17 protein-coding genes are annotated in these 18,468 nt (G+C 68.3%); 10 read left to right on the forward strand and 7 right to left on the reverse strand.

Going from position 1 to position 18,468, the window contains the following annotated elements; translation table 11 throughout:
- Positions 1 to 54: 54 nt before the first annotated feature.
- A complete protein-coding gene (locus tag NR810_RS47735) occupies positions 55 to 939 on the reverse strand; it encodes an S-methyl-5'-thioadenosine phosphorylase (protein ID WP_257462491.1) in 885 nt (294 codons plus the stop codon).
- A 185-nt stretch (positions 940 to 1,124) separates the two neighbouring features.
- Here NR810_RS47735 and NR810_RS47740 point away from each other — a divergent pair, with 185 nt between their 5' ends.
- On the forward strand, positions 1,125 to 1,346 hold the full coding sequence (locus NR810_RS47740) for a hypothetical protein (RefSeq protein WP_257462493.1): 222 nt from the start codon (positions 1,125 to 1,127) through the stop codon (positions 1,344 to 1,346).
- Positions 1,347 to 1,349: 3 nt separating this feature from the next.
- Here NR810_RS47740 and NR810_RS47745 read toward each other — a convergent pair whose 3' ends face one another.
- The gene (locus tag NR810_RS47745; RefSeq protein WP_257462494.1) at positions 1,350 to 1,853 is read right to left on the reverse strand and encodes a hypothetical protein; all 504 of its coding nucleotides are present in this window, start codon (positions 1,851 to 1,853) and stop codon (positions 1,350 to 1,352) included.
- 109 nt (positions 1,854 to 1,962) lie between these two features.
- Here NR810_RS47745 and NR810_RS47750 point away from each other — a divergent pair, with 109 nt between their 5' ends.
- Together NR810_RS47750 and NR810_RS47755 are read left to right on the forward strand one after the other, a co-directional pair.
- Complete coding sequence (locus NR810_RS47750; RefSeq protein ID WP_257462496.1) at positions 1,963 to 2,871, forward strand: hypothetical protein; 909 nt, start codon at positions 1,963 to 1,965, stop codon at positions 2,869 to 2,871.
- Complete coding sequence (locus NR810_RS47755) at positions 2,868 to 3,836, forward strand: zinc ribbon domain-containing protein (protein ID WP_257462497.1); 969 nt, start codon at positions 2,868 to 2,870, stop codon at positions 3,834 to 3,836. The genes NR810_RS47750 and NR810_RS47755 overlap by 4 nt, the downstream gene beginning before the upstream one ends.
- A gap of 71 nt (positions 3,837 to 3,907) precedes the next feature.
- Here the strand turns inward: NR810_RS47755 and NR810_RS47760 are convergent, their stop codons facing one another.
- The 3 genes from NR810_RS47760 to NR810_RS47770 all read right to left on the reverse strand — a co-directional run bounded on the left by NR810_RS47760 (position 3,908) and on the right by NR810_RS47770 (position 6,175).
- Complete coding sequence (locus NR810_RS47760) at positions 3,908 to 4,378, reverse strand: hypothetical protein (protein ID WP_257462499.1); 471 nt, start codon at positions 4,376 to 4,378, stop codon at positions 3,908 to 3,910.
- A 263-nt stretch (positions 4,379 to 4,641) separates the two neighbouring features.
- Positions 4,642 to 4,983, reverse strand: a complete 342-nt coding sequence (locus NR810_RS47765; RefSeq protein ID WP_257462501.1) for a hypothetical protein — start codon at positions 4,981 to 4,983, stop codon at positions 4,642 to 4,644.
- A gap of 64 nt (positions 4,984 to 5,047) precedes the next feature.
- The gene (locus tag NR810_RS47770; protein ID WP_257462502.1) at positions 5,048 to 6,175 is read right to left on the reverse strand and encodes a quercetin 2,3-dioxygenase; all 1,128 of its coding nucleotides are present in this window, start codon (positions 6,173 to 6,175) and stop codon (positions 5,048 to 5,050) included.
- 120 nt (positions 6,176 to 6,295) lie between these two features.
- Here NR810_RS47770 and NR810_RS52465 point away from each other — a divergent pair, with 120 nt between their 5' ends.
- The 3 genes from NR810_RS52465 (at position 6,296) to NR810_RS47790 (ending at position 9,146) form a co-directional block, all read left to right on the forward strand.
- Positions 6,296 to 7,180 (forward strand): LysR substrate-binding domain-containing protein, encoded by an 885-nt coding sequence (locus NR810_RS52465; protein ID WP_306819123.1) that lies wholly within the window; start codon positions 6,296 to 6,298, stop codon positions 7,178 to 7,180.
- 680 nt (positions 7,181 to 7,860) lie between these two features.
- Entirely contained in the window at positions 7,861 to 8,100 is a 240-nt protein-coding gene (locus NR810_RS47785; protein ID WP_257462503.1) for a hypothetical protein, read from the forward strand.
- Positions 8,100 to 9,146, forward strand: a complete 1,047-nt coding sequence (locus NR810_RS47790) for a DUF3396 domain-containing protein (protein WP_257462504.1) — start codon at positions 8,100 to 8,102, stop codon at positions 9,144 to 9,146. The genes NR810_RS47785 and NR810_RS47790 overlap by 1 nt, the downstream gene beginning before the upstream one ends.
- Positions 9,147 to 9,160: 14 nt before the next feature.
- Here the strand turns inward: NR810_RS47790 and NR810_RS47795 are convergent, their stop codons facing one another.
- Complete coding sequence (locus NR810_RS47795; protein ID WP_257462505.1) at positions 9,161 to 10,765, reverse strand: Na+/H+ antiporter; 1,605 nt, start codon at positions 10,763 to 10,765, stop codon at positions 9,161 to 9,163.
- A gap of 136 nt (positions 10,766 to 10,901) precedes the next feature.
- Here NR810_RS47795 and NR810_RS47800 point away from each other — a divergent pair, with 136 nt between their 5' ends.
- The 3 genes from NR810_RS47800 (at position 10,902) to NR810_RS47810 (ending at position 14,193) form a co-directional block, all read left to right on the forward strand.
- A complete protein-coding gene (locus NR810_RS47800) occupies positions 10,902 to 12,023 on the forward strand; it encodes an aminotransferase class I/II-fold pyridoxal phosphate-dependent enzyme (RefSeq protein WP_257462506.1) in 1,122 nt (373 codons plus the stop codon).
- 136 nt (positions 12,024 to 12,159) lie between these two features.
- The gene (locus NR810_RS47805; RefSeq protein WP_257462507.1) at positions 12,160 to 13,107 is read left to right on the forward strand and encodes an NYN domain-containing protein; all 948 of its coding nucleotides are present in this window, start codon (positions 12,160 to 12,162) and stop codon (positions 13,105 to 13,107) included.
- Positions 13,108 to 13,194: 87 nt separating this feature from the next.
- Positions 13,195 to 14,193 carry a hypothetical protein gene (locus tag NR810_RS47810; RefSeq protein ID WP_257462508.1) on the forward strand — a complete coding sequence of 333 codons (999 nt, stop codon included), beginning with the start codon at positions 13,195 to 13,197 and terminating at the stop codon, positions 14,191 to 14,193.
- Positions 14,194 to 14,259: 66 nt separating this feature from the next.
- Here NR810_RS47810 and NR810_RS47815 read toward each other — a convergent pair whose 3' ends face one another.
- Entirely contained in the window at positions 14,260 to 16,296 is a 2,037-nt protein-coding gene (locus NR810_RS47815; RefSeq protein WP_257462509.1) for a hypothetical protein, read from the reverse strand.
- Between the two features lie 291 nt (positions 16,297 to 16,587).
- Between NR810_RS47815 and NR810_RS47820 the strand changes: the two genes are divergently transcribed.
- Positions 16,588 to 18,456 carry a Hint domain-containing protein gene (locus NR810_RS47820; protein ID WP_257462510.1) on the forward strand — a complete coding sequence of 623 codons (1,869 nt, stop codon included), beginning with the start codon at positions 16,588 to 16,590 and terminating at the stop codon, positions 18,454 to 18,456.
- Positions 18,457 to 18,468 lie beyond the last annotated feature (12 nt).

An 18,468-nucleotide genomic window follows, 5' to 3' on the forward strand; every position in this document is an offset into this window, starting at 1 on the left:
ACGTCGGGCCAGACGACTCCACGCGTGGGGGGTTCTCCACCTCTCCACTGTCACTCAGCGCTTCAGCACCCGGCCGGCCACGGTGTCGAGCCGCTCGAGGACCTTGGGGTCTCTCGCCTCGGGAGCGGTGATGAGGGCGTGGTCGAGCGCCGTCTGGCAGCCGTGGCGACACGGGCCCTGGTGCCCGCCGAGCAGCGGCACCACGTTCCTCACCAGCCCGCGCGCCTTGCCCGCGTTGGCCATCAGCACGGAGATGATCTGGTCCACGGTGACGGCATCGTGCCCGGGATGCCAGCAGTCGAAGTCCGTCACCATCGCCACCGTCGCGTAGCAGAGCTCCGCCTCCCGGGCGAGCTTGGCCTCGGGCATGTTGGTCATCCCGATCACGCTGCAGCCCCAGCTCCGGTAGAGCTCGCTCTCGGCGAGCGAGGAGAACTGCGGGCCCTCCATGACGAGGTAGGTGCCACCGCGCTTCATGGGGATGTCGAGCCCCTGGCCGGCGCTCATCACCGCGTCCCCCAGGCGCGTGCACACGGGCCGGGCCATGGACACGTGGGCGACGCAGCCGGTGCCGAAGAAGCTCTTCTCTCGGGCAAAGGTGCGGTCGATGAACTGGTCCACCACCACGAAGGAGCCCGGGGGTAGATCCTCGCGCAGGCTGCCCACGGCGGACAGGGAGAGCAGGTCGGTGACGCCCGCGCGCTTGAGGGCGTCGATGTTGGCGCGGAAGTTGATGTCCGAGGGGGAGATGCGGTGGCCCCGGCCGTGGCGGGGCAGGAACACCACCCGGGTGCCCTCGAGGGTGCCGAAGCACAGCTCGTCCGAGGGCTCACCGAAGGGAGAGGACACCTTGCGCCAGGAGACGTCCTGGAGGCCGTCGATTTGATAGAGGCCGCTGCCTCCGAGGATGCCGATGACGGGGGGAGATGGGTGCGCCATGGGAGGGCTCCGAGGGACGGGGAGACAGGGCCACACTCTTCCCGCCAGGCACCGGACAGGCAACAGCGAAGGAAGCCGCACCGTGTGTCACATCCCGGACGGTGCACTCGTCCTCCAGGGTGCCTGTCACCCGGGAGCGTCCGTGACGACTGTCTCCCGGGCATCCCTGGCGCGGAGGCCCACCTGTGCGAACGGACATCGAGGAGTCGGTCACGAGCACCTGGGAGCGGACCTTCGACCCGCACGGGCCCGAGCACGACGACCTCCGTCCGTGGGTGCCCGGTGACGGGTTCCCGGATGGGAACGACCCGCTGCGCCGCGCCTCGGCTCCCCACGGCCTCGACGGCGAGGACGACGAGGCACCCGCCCTCTTCTGGGAAGACCCGCCGCGCTCCGACGGCCGCTGAACCTCAGCTCGACGGCAGGGCGTAGTGGGCGCGGATGCGCGCGGCGGCCTGGGTGAGCCCTTCCTCTTGGAAGCGCTCGGCGGCCCAGCTGGCCGCGGGCGTCAGGCTGGCGGTGACGACGAAGGGCGTGGTCATCGCCGCGAAGTGGCGGATGACGCTCATCATCATCCGCACCGCGGGAGACTCGATGATGTACGCCGAGCCCAGCATCCAGTGGCGCAGCTGGAGCGCGTTGTCACGCAGCCAGTCGGTGTAGCGCTGGCGCAGCTGCACCGGGGGCATGTGCACCTGCCGCGTGTCGATGATGCACACGTGCGGCTCCTCGCGCCGCAGGTGGGCGCTCCGGGCCGACAGGTACGCCTCCACGTCCTCCGCCGTGAGGTTCCGGCCGATCCTCACCACCACCAGCGGCCACAAGCTCTCATCCACCGTCAGGCTGGAGGGCTCGTTTCCGGGCGCGTGTGGCTGCGAGGCCAGGGTCACCACTCGTTCTTCCCGGAAGGACATGGAATGGACTCGGAGAAAGGAGGTGGGAGATGTAGCGCAACTCGGACTGAAAGTTGAGTGGAATGCAAGACTCCGGGTACGGGAAGGTGCTCGCGGGGAGAAGCCTGAGATGAACTTACGGTGCCAATCATGTGGAGCGGAGCTGGTGGTGGCCGAGGGGTTGCGCACGACGGTCTGCCCCTACTGCGCGGCGCCCTCGGTGGTGGAGCGGCCTCCGAGCCTGGACAGGCCCGCGCCCACCTTCGCGCTGGGCTTCGCGCTGACCCATCAGGTCGCGGGCGAGCGGGTAAAGCACTGGCTGCGCACGCGCAACCCGTGGAGCCACTCGGGGCTCAAACGGGCCTCGCTGCAGGACGTACGCGGTGTGTACGTGCCCGCGTACCTCTACAGCGCCCGTGCCGAGACGCACTACAGCGCCTCCATCGGTGAGAACTACACCGAGACGGAGACGTACACGACGACGGAGAACGGGAAGACCGTCACCAAGACGCGCACGGTGACGAAGACGGAGTGGCGCCCGCTGCGCGGCCAGCACGCGGAATACGTGCCGGACGTGCTGGTGACGGCCTCTCGCGGGCTGTCCAACCCGGAGCTGGAGCACCTGGAGCCCTTCGACCTGCGGGTGCTGGCGCGCTACGAGCCGGCGCTGGTGGCGGGCTGGGTGGCCGAGGAGCCGTCACTCTCCCGTGACGAGTGCCTGAGGCTGGCGCGCGAGGAGGCGCTGGCGCGGGTGGGGCGGCGGTTGGAGTCCTTCATGCCGGGGGACTCGCACCGTGACCTGAAGCACGACACGGAGCTGAAGGCGGAGTCGCTGGACGTGTGCCTGGTGCCGGTGTGGGTGCTGGCGGCGCGCTATGCCCCGGACAAGCCGCCGCTGCGGGTGGTGGTGAACGGGCAGTCGGGCGAGGTGTACGGCCGGGTGCCCGTCTCCTGGGTGAAGGTGGTGCTGACGGTGCTGGGCGTGGCGGCGCTGGGGCTGCTGCTGTACGTGCTGCTGGGCCAGGGGGGCCGGTCATGACGGACGGGCCGGAGGTGTGGTGTGAGCGGTGCGAGAGCGCGCTGGAGGTGGGGGACCTGCGCTGTCCCATCTGCGGGCAGGCGGTGGTGGGCCAGCGCCGGACGCGGGCCCTGCTGCCGGCGGGGGAGGTGGCCAGGGTGGTGCGGTGCGACACCTGCGGGGCCTCGCTGGAGTACTCGGCGGAGGTGAAGGCGCCACGGTGTGCCTTCTGCGCGTCGGTGATGCACGTGGAGACGACGGCGGACCCGCAGGAGCAGGCCGAGCGCTTCCTGCCCTTCGCGGTGGACCCGGTGGCGGCGCGCGGGGCGTTGATGGGCTTCCTCGAGCAGAAGCGCTTCTTCCGGCCCTCGGACCTGACGCGGGCGGCGTCGCTCGAGTCGCTGCGGCCGATGTGGTGGCCGGCGTGGGCCTTCAGCGCGGGGGCGCGGGTGAGCTGGACGGCGGACTCGGACGCGGGGAGCGGACGCTCGGACTGGGCGCCGCACTCGGGGCAGGTGGAGCTCACCTTCCAGGACATCCTCGTGTCCGCGTCGCGAGGCCTCTCGGAGCGCGAGTGCGAGCGGCTGGCCGGCCATTACTCGCTGGCGGGCGCGGAGCGCGAGCCGCGAGGGCCGGAGGACGCGCAGGTGGAGCGCTTCGACGTGACGCGCTCGGGGGCAAGGCGGCAGATATTGGCGGCGGTGGAGGAGGAGGCGCGCGAGCAGGTGGCGCGCTCGCACGTGCCGGGCCGCCGCCACCGCAACGTGCACGTGGCGGTGGTGCTGTCGAGCCTGGAGACGAGACGCTACGCGCTGCCGGCGTACGTGCTGGCGTACCGGTACCGGAAGAAGCTGTACCGGGTGGTGGTGCATGGGCAGGACGCGAAGGTGGTGTTGGGCGACGCCCCGGTGTCGGTGCTGAAGGTGCTGCTGGTGGTGGGCGCGGTGCTGCTGGCGCTGGCCGTGGTGCTGTTGTTGCTGCGCTGAGCGGCCTCCCTGGCGGGCCGCGGCGTCACCTTCGCGGCCCGGTGCGCGCCTGTGAGGGCCGGGGCCGGGAGCTACCTGGGGGCGGGGGCCCAGGAGAGACTGGGGAATGAGCCGGAGGGCCGCAGACCGAAGTCCTGGCGGATGCGCACGGAGGGCAGCAGGAGCCCCGCGTCGGAGAAGCGATCGGCGGCCCACTCGGCGGCGGCCCGGGTGTCCGCCACGAGCGTGTGAGCGACGGGCACGGGCTTGAGATGGAGGATGACGTTGAGGGACAACCGGCTGCGAGTCGAGGAGCTCACGAAGGCCAGTCCGAGCACCTTCTCGCGCAGCAGGGCCTGATTCGCGTGCATCCACTCCGCCTGCTGCCGGCACTGCTCGAGCGGTACCGAGGCGGCGTTGAGATCGAGCAACACCATGCAGGGCCCGGGCTGCCGGACGTAGGCCTCCAACCGCAGGAGGTACTGCTCGAACTGTTCGGACGTGTGCGCGCCCACGAACCTCAGCTTCAACAGTGGCCACAGGCTGTCGTCGAAGATGATCACGCTCGGCCCCCCGGCTTTCTTTTCAACCCCGAGAAAAACGCTACAGAACGGGATTATGAGCCGATTGGGACGGAGGAGGATGTGAGCGCGAGGGAAGCGTCGGCCGGAGACCACTGGCGGAGGGAGCACCGTCAGGAAGGAGGCAGCGCAAGTGCCGCCACTTCCCTCACCCTCGCCACCCACCCCTCTCCCTCTGGGAGAGGGACGGGGTGAGGGTATCGAGCCTCCCGGGTTGAGCCCGTGCTCAGGGCACCGGGTGCCCATCAGACCGTCCTCGGGGCCGACGGTGTTGTTGGGTCGAGCACCTCGTCACCCCGCGGCTTGATGCCCTGCTGCTCCCACTTCACCATCGCGTCGAAGGCGGCGACCTGCTCGGCGATGGTGAAGTCACAGTGGCTCACGCCCCGGATGGCGCGCTGGACGAGCCACTGGGAGGTGCCGTTGGCATCGGCCCGGCGCTTGTAGAGCTGCTCCATGCTGAAGGGCACGTACAGGTCGCCGAGGGTGTGGATGCTGACGACGGGGACACTGATGCGGGCATTCGTCTGGGGAATCCAGCGGAGCCCATCGCGGCGGAGCCTGTTGGCCTCGGGGTCACCCCGCACGCGGTAGACTGCCTCGCGGCGAGGGTGGAGTCACACTTCCGAGGAGATGACCCGTCGGACCGTCCTACTTCTTGGAAGCCGGCGGCTGGACGAGCTTCAGGTCGAGCTCGTTCAACTTCGAGAGGACGCGGTCGAACCGGAAGGGAGGAGGCGTCTGCGGGTACACGTACGCGGGGTAGGGGTCACCCAGGGTGCGGAAGAACGACTCGAAGAGGCCCGGGGTCAGGAAGCCGACCATGCGCGTGTAGTGGCTGTTGAGCTGATAGGCGTGGATGGTGCGAGCGGGGGCGTGGACGAAATCGCCCGGAGCCAGCGTCACCGTCGCGTCGTTGACGCGCATCGTGATGGAACCATCCAGACAGAAGAAGGTCTCCGTGTGCTTCTCATGGAAGTGCAGGGGAATCATGTCTCCGGCCGGGCCCTCGCTCACGACGACGATGAACCTGCCATCGCTGTTGCGCTGATCGCCGACGAGGGAGAAGAGCTCGCTGCCCGCGACCAGTCGCTGGCCTTCACCCGAGGCGAGGACGTAGGGGACCTTCTTGTCGGGGACCGTGCCATTGGTCACGCGCTGGGGAGTGCTCCTGCTCGGCGCCTTGCGCTCGAAACGGACGTCGGCACTGGCTTCCGCCTTCTCGAGCAGCTCCTTTGAAATCTCGGGGTTGACCTCCGGGGGCTGCACATAGCCCTCATAGGGCTGGCCGAGCGCCTTGTAGAGCGGACCCATCTCCTTCCCGGTGGACCAGGAGATGAGCCGGGTGCGGTGGCTCCGCATCTTGAGGGCATGGGGTGTCCCCTCCGGAATGCTCGCGAAATCGCCGCGGATGAGGAGGTAGTGCCCCTGCCCGAGCCAGAGCTCGACCTCTCCGTCGAGGACCAGGATGGCCTCGTGTGTCCGCGCGTGGGTGTGCGGAGGGAGGTTCGCGTCCCGTCCGCCTGTCAGGATGGCGGCCTCGAAGAGCTCCTGGGTGTCCACGCCTCTGGCGATCAGACCCGCGACCAGCCCGCCCACGAGGTAGCGCTCGCCCTCACCGTTGCGGATGAAATAGGGCACCCCTTTGCCTGGCAGCTTGCCCTCCGGCACGACCTTCTGGATGTCGATGCCCGTGTCTGCCTTGGGGGTGTCCAGGGCCTGGGCGGCCTGGCCCGAGCCGAGGACGAACATCAAGAGAGCGGCCCATGTGTGTCTCATCGCAACCTGCCTGTGTGTGGGATTGGGGGTGGATTTCGAAGCCCGCGAGACAAGGATGTTGGGATGGGCTTGAGAACTCCAATAGATTGAAAGTCGATCTGTAATCAGTGGGAGTGATGAATGGAGCTGCGCCATCTCCGGTACTTCGTCGCCGTGGCCGAGGAGCTGCACTTCGCCCGTGCGGCCAGCCGGCTGCGGATCGTGCAGCCCGCGTTGAGCATGCAGATCAAGGCGCTGGAGGAGGAGCTGGGGACACGGCTGTTGGAACGGACGCGGCGCCATGTGGCGCTCACGGAGGCGGGCAGGCTCTTCCTGGAGGAGGCACGCCGGACGCTGGAGCAGGCGGAGCGCGCGGCGCGGGTCGCGGAACGTGCGGGCCGGGGAGAGCTGGGACGCCTGGAGATCGGGTACTCGGTCAACGTCGCCTACTCGGGCGTGCTGGCCAGGATGCTCAAGGCCTTCCGGCAACGTGCGCCGGATGTCGAGCTGCTGCTCCAGGAGTTGCACCCGTTCGACCAGCTCGAGGCCCTGGTGGATGGACGCATCCAGGTCGGCCTGCTCACGGCGCCGGTCCTGCCCGTTCCTACGGAGCTGGTGACGGTGCGGGTAGCGACCTGGCCCTTGATGGTGGCGATTCCCGCCGACCACCCGCTGTCCGCACGTGCACGCGTTCCGGCCGACCAGCTGGTGGAGGAATCATTCATCGACTTCAGCGGGTCGAAGGAAGAGCAGGGGCTCTCCGTCCTGCAGCGCATCTGGGGCTTCACCCCGCGGATCCGCCATCGCAGCACCAACATCATGACGGTCATCAGCCTGGTGGCCGCGGGCCTCGGCGTGGCCCTGGTGCCCGAGTCCATCGTGTCGCTCAACCTCGGGGGCAACGTCGTCTACCGTCCGCTCACGGGCGTGACCGAGTCGATGGAGCTGTCCGTGGCATACCGCCGTCACGAGAGGGCTCCGGCCGTGCGGATCTTCCTGGAGGCTGTCCGGAGCCTGCCGGGATGAGCCTCCTTCTCCACGATTGGCTTGACGGGTGCGCTCTCGATTCCGTGTAGTTCCGGCCTGGCCCTGGGGTGTCCGGTGTCCTCTCTACGAGCGTATATTCTCCTCGCTGCCTTGCCCGCCGCGCTCCTCTGCCTCTCCTGCGCCGCCGCGCCAGCGAGCTTCCAACCCTCATCCACCTGGGGCGGGCAGGTCACCGGCTCTCGGGCTCAGTTCAACCAATCGTGTGGTGCCGGCTGTGCCGCCCCAGTCAATGTGAGCACTGGGGAGATCCTCGCACCGACAGCGACTCGGGTTGGCCAGGTCGTCGACAAGGCCGTCCAAATCGTCGGGGTCGTCCAGGGTCTCAATACACTCCACCGTGCCCTGTCTGGCGAGGAGCTGGATCTCGTCGAGGCAACGCTCAAGGACTGCGTGGCACAGGCTCATGCTGACGTCAACGATACCTACCAGCGGCGTGATGATGGTTTCGGTTCGAGAACGGAAAGTTCCCAAGCGACGCCGAGTGCAAGAAGGTTGTCCGGTTCGACGAAGCGGGGGATGAGGTTTCCCTCGCTCAGGAGCTTGGGCGGCTCAAACATGCCGCCGCTTTCGCCTGTCTCAAGGCTCGCCTGCCTCCGGGCCTGCGCGAGAACTTCACTGTAGAGCCACGCTACAAGCCGGACCCCGAGGTAAATGGGGTCGTGCTGACGAACAAGGGCATCGATACCCTCCATCCAGACTTCGTGGTGCACGGGACCAGGAATGCCACCGACGTGCAGTGCGTCTACGAGTTCAAATTTCCCTGTCTCTCCGCTCAGAAGTTGGACCCGCGCAAGTCCTCTGTGGCGGAGGCTCAATTGAAGGCATACCAGGAGCTGACGAAGCGATGTCCCGCGGCCCTCATTTCCCCCGCGGGGCTCTTCCAATACGGCATCCCCTGATGAACTCGTACTTCCCCCGCATCCGCCATCGCGGGCGCCGACATGGTTACGTCAAGCTCTGGAGCGGCGAAACACCCCGCTTTCCGCGGGAACTGCTCGCGCGAGATGTCATTCGCATCGCCTTCTACCTGCCGCATGACCACCCGGAGATCGCCGCCGGGGTGAGCCACGCGGTCGAGAGCTACATGCGTGCGGTTGGGCAGGGCCCCAGAACAATCAACCATTCTTTCACCAATGACGACGAGGGAGACACACTGACCGAGGAGCGCTGGCGCTCCATTCGCCGCCTCCTCCTGCCCGAGCGACCGTTCCGCTTCATCGAAGAGCTCAGTGAAGCCACTGTCTACCGACTGGAGAAGAGGGGGTACGCCACTCTATTGATCCTCGACGGAGGCTTTTCCAGCAGCAATGGCTACGAGCTCTACTACCGGGCCCGCCTTCCCCGGCGCATTCCCGCCCCGAACTCCGTGAGTCTCCTCACCGCGACACTCCCCACCGAGTACCTGGTGCGGCACGGACCCTCGAGGGTGCGCGAGCTCGCCCTGGAGATGGCTTCCCAGCTTCGTTTCGCCACCGGTCACGCGGGCCTCGCTCTCCACCTCTACTGGTCCCTGCGTGCCTCCGACTCGGCCTTACGTGCCCAGCTCTTGCGCTATCCGGGTCTCGACCTGCGCCCCGCCTGGCTCTATGCGCACTGGATGGGCAGTCGGGTCGATGGCATCCACTGGCTCAACTTCCTCGCGCAGCCCGTGCTTGGTCAGCTCGGCGGAGCCGCTGCCCTTCGCGCTCGCCTCCGCTCCCCGGAAACGACCGTGCACGCGCTCGACGAGGAGCGTGTCGTCGTCTCGCTCGGAGAGGGGCCCGAGGCGGGAGACCTGTCCGCCGGGCAGACCCTTCCCGCGTACCGCGAGCTGGCACGGGTGCTGGAGCCCTGGCTCGAGCCCCTGCCGCCGGAGGACACCGGTCCGGAAGAGCCCCCACTCTACTCGCGCCTCAACCTCAACGAGGACGAGGCGCGGCGCTGGTGGAGACGCTTCCTCGACTGACGTCACCTGGCGTGTCACGCCGCGTCGGGCAGCGAGGGCGATGACTGCTCCAGGGGCACGTGGCCCTCGGGGTCCTTCACCTTCGCGAGCCGCTCGTCGAGCTCCGCCACCAGATGCTCGAAGGCCTCCTTGCCGATGACGCCCCGCTGGTAGGCCTTGAGGAGCGCGTCCTTCTCCACGATGAGCATGCGCCGCACCCCCTCCTGGTGCTCCTCCTCGTGGAAGCGATTCGTCTGCTGCTTGAGCGCGGACAGCTCCTGCTCGGCCGCCGCCGCCTTCTGCTGGTAGTCCCGCTCCAGTTGCTCCACGACGTCCGCCGGGATGTCGCGCGTGCGGCGCAGCGCCTCCAACGCCGTCAGCGCGGCGTGGATCGCCCCCACCCGCCCTCGCGCCAGCTCGTACTTCTCCTGGTACACGTCCTTGAGGCCGCTGACGCCCAGCCGCCGCAGCAGCGGCGCCATGGTGAGCCCCTGGACGATGATGGAGAGCACCACCACCCCGAACGTCATGTTCACCAGCAGCTCGCGGTGCGCGAACCCCTCGGGAAGACCCAGCACCAGCACCATGGAGATGGCGCCGCGCAGTCCGCTCCAGGTGAGCACCGCGCTCCAGCTCCAGGGCATCCGCTCCGGCGTGAAGCGCAGCAGGGCCGACACGCCGTACACCACCACCGCGCGTCCGGCCACCACCGCCACGTAGGCCAGGAGGATGGGCCGCCAGGACGCCAGCAGCGAGCCCAGTTGCACCTCCAGGCCGATGAGCAGGAACACCACCGAGTTGAGCGCGAAGGCCAGGTACTCCCAGAAGCTCTCCACCGCCACGCGCGTGCTGGGGCTCATGCTCGTGCTCGCCGCCCAGTTGCCGCACAGCATGCCCGCCACCACCGTGGCGATCACTCCCGAGTAGTGGAAGTGCTCGGCCACCACGAACGAGCCGTAGGCCGCGATCACCGTGAGGGTGATCTCCACCATCGCGTCATCCACGCGCTGGATGACTTGAGAGATGGCGAAGCCGATTCCCCCGCCGATGAGCGCGCCCACGCCCGCCACCCGGATGAAGTCCATCGTCGCTCCTCCCACCGTGAAGTGCGCTCCGCCGGCCACCGCCACGATGAGCGTGAAGAGCACGACGGCCGTTCCATCATTGAGCAGGCTTTCGCCCTCCACGAGGATGGCCAGCCGCTTGGGCGCTCCCAGCGCCTTGAAGAGCCCCACCACCGCGATGGGGTCCGTGGACACGATGACCGAGGCGAACACCAGCGCGTGGATGAAGCCGAAGTCACGCACGGAGTCCAATCCCCCCACCACCGGCGAGAGGATGAGCGCGGTGACTCCCACGGCCGCCACCACCCCGGGAATGGCCAGGGCATGGATGGCCAGCTTGTTCTTCCAGAACTTGCGGAACTCGACGTGGAAGGCCGCCTCGAAGATGAGCCCCGGCAGCAGGATGGCGAAGAGCAGGTCCTTGGTGAGATGGGGCGGCTCGAAGGCATGCACCACCCCGAGCGTGAGCCCCGCGACCACCAGCGCCACCGTGTAGGGAAACTTGAAGTAGCGCGCCGCGATCGCCACCGCTGTCGCGATGGAGAAGAGCAGCACGAAGCCCAGCTCGAAGTGCATTGATCCTCGCCCGATTTGAGGTCAAATCATCCTATCGCGTGGGGTCCGGGCAAGGGAACACCCCGGCTCGGCGGAGGGGCGTGAGGAGAGGCCGGCGTTCTTTGCAAAGCCGCCAGGCTCGCGATAGCGAGGGGGCATGCGCATCCCGGACTTCAAGCTCGAGCGGTTCTTCTCCCAGTGGGAGTTCAAGGCCCCCTACCTGCTGTGCAGCTCGGACATCGAGGGCTGGCGGATGAGCGAGCTGCTCGCGCTGGCGGACGAGGACGGGCGCGAGCGCTGGGAGCGGCTGACGCTGGGCTACACGGAGACGCTGGGCCTGCCGGTGCTGCGCGAGGAGATCTCCCGGTTGTACCAGGGCGTGTCGGCGGAGCAGGTGCTGACCTTCGCGGGAGCGGAGGAGGCCATCTTCGTGCTGATGAACGTGCTGCTGGGGCCGGGGGACCACGCGGTGGTGACGTGGCCGGGGTACCAGTCGCTGCACGAGGTGGCGAGGGCGGCGGGGGCGGAGGTGTCGCCGCTGCGGCTGCGCGAGGAGGACGGCTGGCGGTTGGACCTGGAGGCGGTGAAGCGCGAGCTGCGGCCACACACGAAGCTGCTGGTGGTGAACTTCCCGCACAACCCGACGGGGGCGCTGCCGGACGCGGCCACGTGGAAGGCGCTGCTCGAGCTGACGGAGGAGCGCGGGGTGTACGTGCTGGCGGACGACGTGTATCGGATGCTCGAGTACGACGCCGGGGACCGGCTGCCCGCGGCGGTGGAGCTGTCGGGCCGGGCGCTGAGCGTGGGGGCGATGTCGAAGTCGTTCGCGCTGGCGGGGCTGCGGGTGGGGTGGCTGGTGGGGCGGGACACGGCGCTGCTGGAGCGGTGCGCGGCGTACAAGGACTACACGAGCATCTGCAACTCGGCGCCGAGCGAGGTGTTGTCCTTGATTGCCCTGAGGGCGAAGGAGCGGGTGCTGGCGCGCAGCCGCGACATCCTCACGCGCAACCTGGCGCTGCTGGATGACTTCTTCGCCCGGCGGGCGGACACGTTCCGCTGGGTGCGCCCGAGGGCGGGGAGCGTGGCCTTCGTGAAGCTGTTGCGCGACATGCCGGTGGGCGAGTTCTGCCTGCGGCTGGTGGAGAAGGAAGGCGTGCTGCTGCTGCCCGCGGACGTGTATGACTTCCCGGGCAACCACTTCCGGTTGGGGCTGGGCCGCACGAACATGCCCGAGGCCCTCGCGAGGCTGGACCGCTTCTGCGACACGCTGTGGCGCTGAGTCTGGCGCCCTCGCCTCGGGGACCCGCCGGCTCGTGCTCCTGTCTGGCAGCATAAACCCGCTTCAGGAAGTTGGTGGAGCCGGTGCGTGTTGAGGGTAGGGTCTACCCCGGATAACACCTTCCGCAGAGACCTTCTTGGACGATAAGACCGACCACCGCATCGCGCTGTTCCTGGACTTCGAGAACCTGGTGACGAACACCGGCTTCTCCGCCGCCAACTTCGACCTGCAGCCCGCCATGGACCGGCTGCTGGAGCGGGGCAAGGTGGTGTTCCGCCGCGCCTACTGCGACTGGTCCCGCTTCAAGGAAGCCAAGGGCAACCTGCACGAGTTCGGCGTCGAGCTCATCGACGTGCCGCCCTCGACGCGCTCGGGGAAGAACGGCGCGGACATGCGCCTGGTCATCGACGCGCTGGAGCTGTGCTACGCGCGCGAGCACATCGACACCTTCGCCATCGCCTCGGGAGACAGCGACTTCTGCCCGCTGGCGTACAAGCTGCGAGAGAACGGCCGTCAGCTCATCGGGCTCGCGGTGAAGGAGGCGACCAGCCCCCTCTTCGTGAAGGCCTGCGACGAGTTCATCTACCTGCGGCCCCGCACCCGTGCGGAGAAGGAAAAGGAGAAGGAGAAGCGCGCCCACGAGCACGAAGAGGGCGGGCGAGGCCGCAAGCAGGGCAAGGGGCACGGAGCCGGTGAGCGCCAGGCGAAGGAGCAGGCGCACGGTGGCAAGGGCAAGGCCGAGGCTTCGAAGGCCGAGGTGCCGGACATCGTGCTGGAGGTGGTGCAGCGTCTGTTGTCGCGAGCCACCGGGCCGGTCAATCCGTCGCTCATCAAGGAGACCATCGTCCGCAAGGAGCCGGACTTCGACGAGCGCGACCACGGCTTCTCCACCTTCGCGAAGCTGCTGGCGGCCATGGAGCAGGACGGGCTGCTCAAGCGCGTGCAGCAGGGCCGGCAGTGGTACGTGGTGGGCCCGGACGCGGCTCCGCCCGAGCCCCAGGGCAGGGGCCGGAACCGGGGCGCGGCTCCCGCGGAGGAGGAAGAGGAAGAGGAGGTCTACCCGGATCCCGTCGACGACTTCTGAGCCGCGCCCGGGTCGCGCCGCCAAAGCCTCGCATAGAAGTTCTCATCGCAGGTATCATTGACGCTCATCCTCTCGCCAGGAGCAGCGATGCCGCGTCATTCCTTGCAAGCCCTCACCCGGGCCGCAGTGCCCCTGCTTTGCGTGCTGTGCTCGGCCTGTCAGGTACCTGTCTCGCAGGTCCCCCCGGAGCCGGAGACCGCGCTGGCCGTCAACACGTCGGCGCTCTCCGTGTCCTCCTCATACATCGACATCCGGCTGCGCACGGGCAGCGGTGTCTCCCTCGGGCGGACCTGCGGCGCGGCGAACGAGGTGTCTCCCACCTGTGCCAGCAGCCAGGCCTCGGACTTCAACCATCATTGGATCTCCCCCTATGACGGGACGTTCACCTTCAGCACGCAAGGGCCCGGGACCAACTTCGACACGGTGTTGCAGGTCACCCGCTGGAGCGACAGCGTGCCGCTCGGGTGCGGTGACGACGCGGCCGGTACGCGCCAGTCGTCGGTCACCTTGAACCTGGCCGCCAACCAGGAGCTCCGCATCACCGTGGATGGGAAGGGCTCGGCGTGTGGCCTCTTCCAACTCGACATCATCGGCGTGCCGTCGACGTGCGGCCCCTGCAACACCCCGCCGAGCCCGTGTCACGAGCGCAATGGCACCTGCGCGGGCTCCACCTGCGTGTACACGATGAAGCCCTCGGGCGCGGCCTGTGATGACGGGAACGCGTGCACCGTGAGCGACACCTGCGGCGCCAGCGGCGTCTGCCAGGGCACTCCCATGGCCTGCAACAGCCCCCCGGGGCAGTGCTACGCCTCCCCCGGTACCTGCAGCAACGGCACCTGCCAGTATGCGCCCAAACCCGCGGGCTCCTGGTGCGAGGACGGCGACTCCTGCACCAGCTCCGATTCCTGTGGCGGAAATGGTTGGTGCTACTCGGGCGGGCGCGTCTGCTGCCCCGATGGTGGATGGCTGTGCAACGGTGTCTGCTGTGGCTCGAACGAGTACTGCGACGGTGTGTCCTGCCGGCCCACCTGTGACGGCACGTCCGGCCCCATCATGCTCCGGCCCCAGTGCCCCATCATGTATTGAGCCGGAGCGGTGGCCGGCCACCAGGTCCCGCTCCCGGACGTGGAGCGGGACCCGGCCTTCCCGGGCCTAGCGCTGGTGTTGCAGGACCTGGCCGTTGCCGCCCACGGTCCACGCGCCGGTGCGGGTGCTCCAGATGCCCACCAGCGTGTGGGCCGTTCCGCTGACCTGGCGCCGCCAGCGGGTGCCGTCGTAGTGGAGCAGCGCGCCACCCTCGCCCACCGCCCAGACATCGTCGTGGCCACTGCCCCACACGTCCTTGAGTTGCAGACCCGCCGCGCTGGTGGTGTCCACCTCGAAGGTCGACCCGTTGTAATGCACCAGCACGCCCTGGTCTCCCACCGCCCAGAGGTCATCCGCGGCACTGCCCCAGACGGCGCGCAGCGCGTGGGGCGTGACCGAGGCGCCAGCGGGCGTCCACTCCGCGCCGTTGTAGAACTCGAGGTCTCCCGCGTCTCCGACGGCCCAGTAGTACTCGGGCGTCAGGCCCCAGACGTCATGGAGGGCGAAGTCCCCCGCGCCGGCATCCACCCACTCCTTGCCGGTCCACACCGCGCGCCTTCCTTCCTTGCCGACGAGCCAGATGTCCGAGGGGCCGGTGCCATGGATTCCATGGGGCTCCAGCCCCTTCGGCAGTGCATGGGAGGTCCACTGCTTTCCATCCCATCGCCAGGCCTGGGCGCCAATGGCCCAGACGTCCTCGGGTCCCGCGGCCCAGGCGGCGCGCACCGGACCCGGAGGGGGCGGGGTCACCTTCCAGGCCGCGCCATTCCAGGCGAGGGCGGCCCCCTCGGAGCCCTTGGCGCCGAACACCCAGACATGCTCCGGGTCCGTTCCGGTGATGGCACTCCAGCTCACCCCGGGCGCCAGGTTGCGCTCGAACAGGCTCCACCCGCGCGCATCACGGTGCAACATGGCGCCGGTGCTGGTGAATACCCAGACATCGTGCGGCCCGGTGCCCCGCACCGCGAGCAGATCGGCCTGGGTGCCGGAGTCGACCCGCGAGAGCGACTTGCCGTTCCAGTGCAGGAGCGTGCCCGCGTTGCCCACCAACCACACGTCATCGGGACCACTCCCCCACACGCCGTTGAGGCGGACCGCGAGGGGCGAGGGCACGGCCACCCAGCCCGAGGCGGCCGTCCAACGGGCGATGGCTCCCGTGGTGGCCACGGCCCAGCCGGCGGTGCCGCCCGGAGCCATCCACAACGCGGAGTAGCGCTCGCCCGGCGAACCGAGCCCCGGGAGCGCGGCCGCGCCCTTCCAGCCCGTGCCATCCCACCGCGAGAGGCCCGTGCCACCGGCGAGGGCCCAGACCTCCGTCGAGGACAGGCCCCAGAGCGCGGAGAGGTTCCAGCCCGAGGCGTTGTCCACGGCCTTCCAACCGGAGGCCGTCAGGCGCCAGACGCGCCCGTCCGTGGCCCCGGTGCTGGTGGGCGTCTGGGTCATCCACCCGTCCGTGGGAGAGAGGATGGAGAGGCCGGCGCGGGCCGAGACGGGCGCGAAGGGCACGACGCTCCAGTTCTCGCCATCCCAGTGCGTCATGTCCCCGGTGGCGCCGCCCGCCCAGATGTCGGAGGCGCTGGAGCCGGACAGGACGCTCAGGTCCTGCGAGAGGCCGGTGTGCCACGCCGTCCAACGTGAGCCATTCCAATGCAGCGCGTGGCCTCCGGCGCCGCCGGCCCAGAAGGCGTTGGCGGCCGAGCCCCAGGTGGACCTCACGGGCTCTCCGTATGGCGTGGGGTTGGCCCAGCACCATTCATCCGTGCTGCACACGGTGCCTGGGTTCAGGAGCACTCCGGCGTCCGAGCCCGCGTCGGGGGGCGGCTCACCGCCCGCATCCACTTCCGGGGTTCCGGCGTCCGAGCCCGCGTCGGAGGGCGGCTCACTGCCTCCGTCCTCCAGGGGACTGCTGGCATCCAGGGGGCTGCTCGCATCCAGGGGACCGCTCGCGTCCACGGGACTGCTCGCGTCTGGTTCTCCCTGCTCCCCACCGGAGGTGCAGGCCGTGATGAGCATCAACGAGGAGAAGAGCAGCGCTCCTCGCAGGAAGACCCGGCAGCGGGTGTGGGGCGATTGAGAGAGGGATGTGCGGGATTGATTGCACATACGTGTCCATGTCCTATTCGAAAATTACGGCATGGTTGAACTCAGACAAACACGCGCGGTGAAGTGGACTGTGTACTGGAGTCTGGCGGTTCTCACCAGGAGTTCATGAGTTCCAATGTTGTGAAATTTTGGTGCCCTCACGGCTCCATGAGAGCCTGACGCAGCTCTGAAAATCTCGTTTCCTCATGGTTTCGAGAAAACCCGTTGCAATTCCTTAAAACCTATTTACAGTCACACTCCGCGTGTAGACATCTCACGCGCTGTGTGTATCCACCAAAGAGGGGAGAAGGAATGCAGACCAGGACTCAGTCCAAGTGGAAGCAGGTGGCTCGGCTCGTTCCGCTTTCGGGCGTGATGCTGATGACGGCTGGCTGGAGCAACACGCTGTACGCGCCGGCCGGAGATCCCGAGCAGTCGGAGCGGCTGGTGCGGAAGTTCGATGAGGCCACCCGGCAGCCGGATGTCTATCAAATCGATCTGGACCTGTCGGATGAGCAGGACTGGGCCTTCCTGCGGAGCCGGCTGAAGTCGGCTGGAAAGACCACGGAGAACTCCCCGGAGCTCTTCAAGCGCCTGGATTACATGCGCGAGCGGGCCCTGACGCGAGGCAAGGACGTGGCGAGCCTCGGCACGACCGACTCCTGGTGCAATCACTTCCTCCGGTACACCCAGCCCCCGGTGACGGCCAATGGCTACACCACCTTCTACCCGGTGGTGGAGGTGGCGTGTAAGGACGGCGCCGACTACGTCTACGCCGACCTCGTCAACTACGACGTGAATGACGCGGAGACCGACACCCGGCAGCTCACGTCGGCCTCGGGTGAGGAGTACGGCGGCGGCCTGAACTTCAACTCCGTCACCGCGCCGGCCACGGTGGCCACCGGCAAGGGCCGTGGGCTGCGCATGGAGTCGCTGTTGATGGCCGTGGGCGCCACGCTGGATCAGACCTCCTACATCGTGGAGCGCGCGGCGGCCGTCGACTCCCAGCCCTCGCTGAGCCTGAGCCACCCGCGCAAGGTGCTCGTCGGCGCGGCCCGGGCGGAGATCATCGCGTGCCAGCTGCGCGGCGGCGCGGATTGTGACTACGCGGTGGCGGGTTACTCGTCCGGCAGGCTGGTGCCCTACCCGGCCGCTCCCTCGGGCGTGGCGGCCTCGCTGCCCACCTCTCCGGGTGTCCTGAACACCGCAGACTACTGGGCCTTCAGCGCGCCCTACAACTACCAGAACCTCTACGTGCCCATCCGGGGCACCCTGAGCGGTGGTGCCAGCGGCGGCTTCAAGTGCGTCATCACCAGCATCGACCGCGCGCGCATCCAGCTCATCGCCGGCGTGACGGGCCGCACCTGCCTCAACGAGACGCAGTTCCTCGGCTCCATCCCCACGGGTGGCCTGACGAGCAACATCAACGTGCTGACGAACATGAACCGGCTGTTCAACACCGCGGGCGCCGGCACCAGCCCGGCGAGCTGCGCCGCGGAGACGATCGTCAACGAGCTGACCCGCTACAGCCTGCTCATCTCCGGTACGGTGAGCTGCAACTCGGTCACCAAGCGGTTCTTCATCCCCTACCCGACCCCGGCCACGGGCGGCGCCACGAACATCTACTTCTGGAACAGCTGCATGGCCGAGGGCACGAGCGTGAAGCTGGCCGACGGCCGCGTGGTGCCGGTGGAGCAGGTGAAGCAGGGTGACAAGGTGGTGGCGGATGCGAAGGGCTCGGTGCTGACGGTCACGGACGTGGCGCGCGGCAATGAGATCAAGCCGCTCTACCGCCTGCGCGACGACGCCGGCCACGACGTGACGCTCACCGAGATGCACCCGGTCATCAAGTCCACGGGCGAGGTGGTGGCCACCAAGAACCTGAAGGTGAAGGACCAGGTGAAGACGGACAAGGGCGTGGCCACGCTGACGTCCATCACCCAGGTCGCCGCGGACAAGCAGCGGGTGTACAACCTGCGGCTGGGCACGGATCAGGAGCTGCTCGCGGTGGGCAAGAACGGCCGCACGCTGTTCGCCGGTGGCTTCCTGGTGGGTGACCTGAGCATGCAGGACGAGCTGCAGATGCCCAAGCAGGAGCAGCCGGTCGCCGTGCTGGAGCGTCTGCCCAAGGCCTGGCACAAGGACTACCAGAACCGCGTCAACGCCTCCAAGGCCCAGTAGCCGCTGAGGCCC

Origin of the sequence: Archangium lipolyticum, assembly GCF_024623785.1 — a bacterium.
Classification (GTDB): domain Bacteria; phylum Myxococcota; class Myxococcia; order Myxococcales; family Myxococcaceae; genus Archangium; species Archangium lipolyticum.

Coding starts and splice junctions, on each gene's coding strand:
- NR810_RS47735 (WP_257462491.1), bottom strand. CDS start 939: ATGGCGCACCCATCTCCCCCCGTCATCGGCATCCTCGGAGGCAGCGGC.
- NR810_RS47745 (WP_257462494.1), bottom strand. CDS start 1,853: ATGTCCTTCCGGGAAGAACGAGTGGTGACCCTGGCCTCGCAGCCACAC.
- NR810_RS47750 (WP_257462496.1), top strand. CDS start 1,963: ATGAACTTACGGTGCCAATCATGTGGAGCGGAGCTGGTGGTGGCCGAG.
- NR810_RS47755 (WP_257462497.1), top strand. CDS start 2,868: ATGACGGACGGGCCGGAGGTGTGGTGTGAGCGGTGCGAGAGCGCGCTG.
- NR810_RS47770 (WP_257462502.1), bottom strand. CDS start 6,175: ATGAGACACACATGGGCCGCTCTCTTGATGTTCGTCCTCGGCTCGGGC.
- NR810_RS52465 (WP_306819123.1), top strand. CDS start 6,296: ATGGAGCTGCGCCATCTCCGGTACTTCGTCGCCGTGGCCGAGGAGCTG.
- NR810_RS47790 (WP_257462504.1), top strand. CDS start 8,100: ATGAACTCGTACTTCCCCCGCATCCGCCATCGCGGGCGCCGACATGGT.
- NR810_RS47795 (WP_257462505.1), bottom strand. CDS start 10,765: ATGCACTTCGAGCTGGGCTTCGTGCTGCTCTTCTCCATCGCGACAGCG.
- NR810_RS47800 (WP_257462506.1), top strand. CDS start 10,902: ATGCGCATCCCGGACTTCAAGCTCGAGCGGTTCTTCTCCCAGTGGGAG.
- NR810_RS47810 (WP_257462508.1), top strand. CDS start 13,195: ATGCCGCGTCATTCCTTGCAAGCCCTCACCCGGGCCGCAGTGCCCCTG.
- NR810_RS47815 (WP_257462509.1), bottom strand. CDS start 16,296: ATGTGCAATCAATCCCGCACATCCCTCTCTCAATCGCCCCACACCCGC.
- NR810_RS47820 (WP_257462510.1), top strand. CDS start 16,588: ATGCAGACCAGGACTCAGTCCAAGTGGAAGCAGGTGGCTCGGCTCGTT.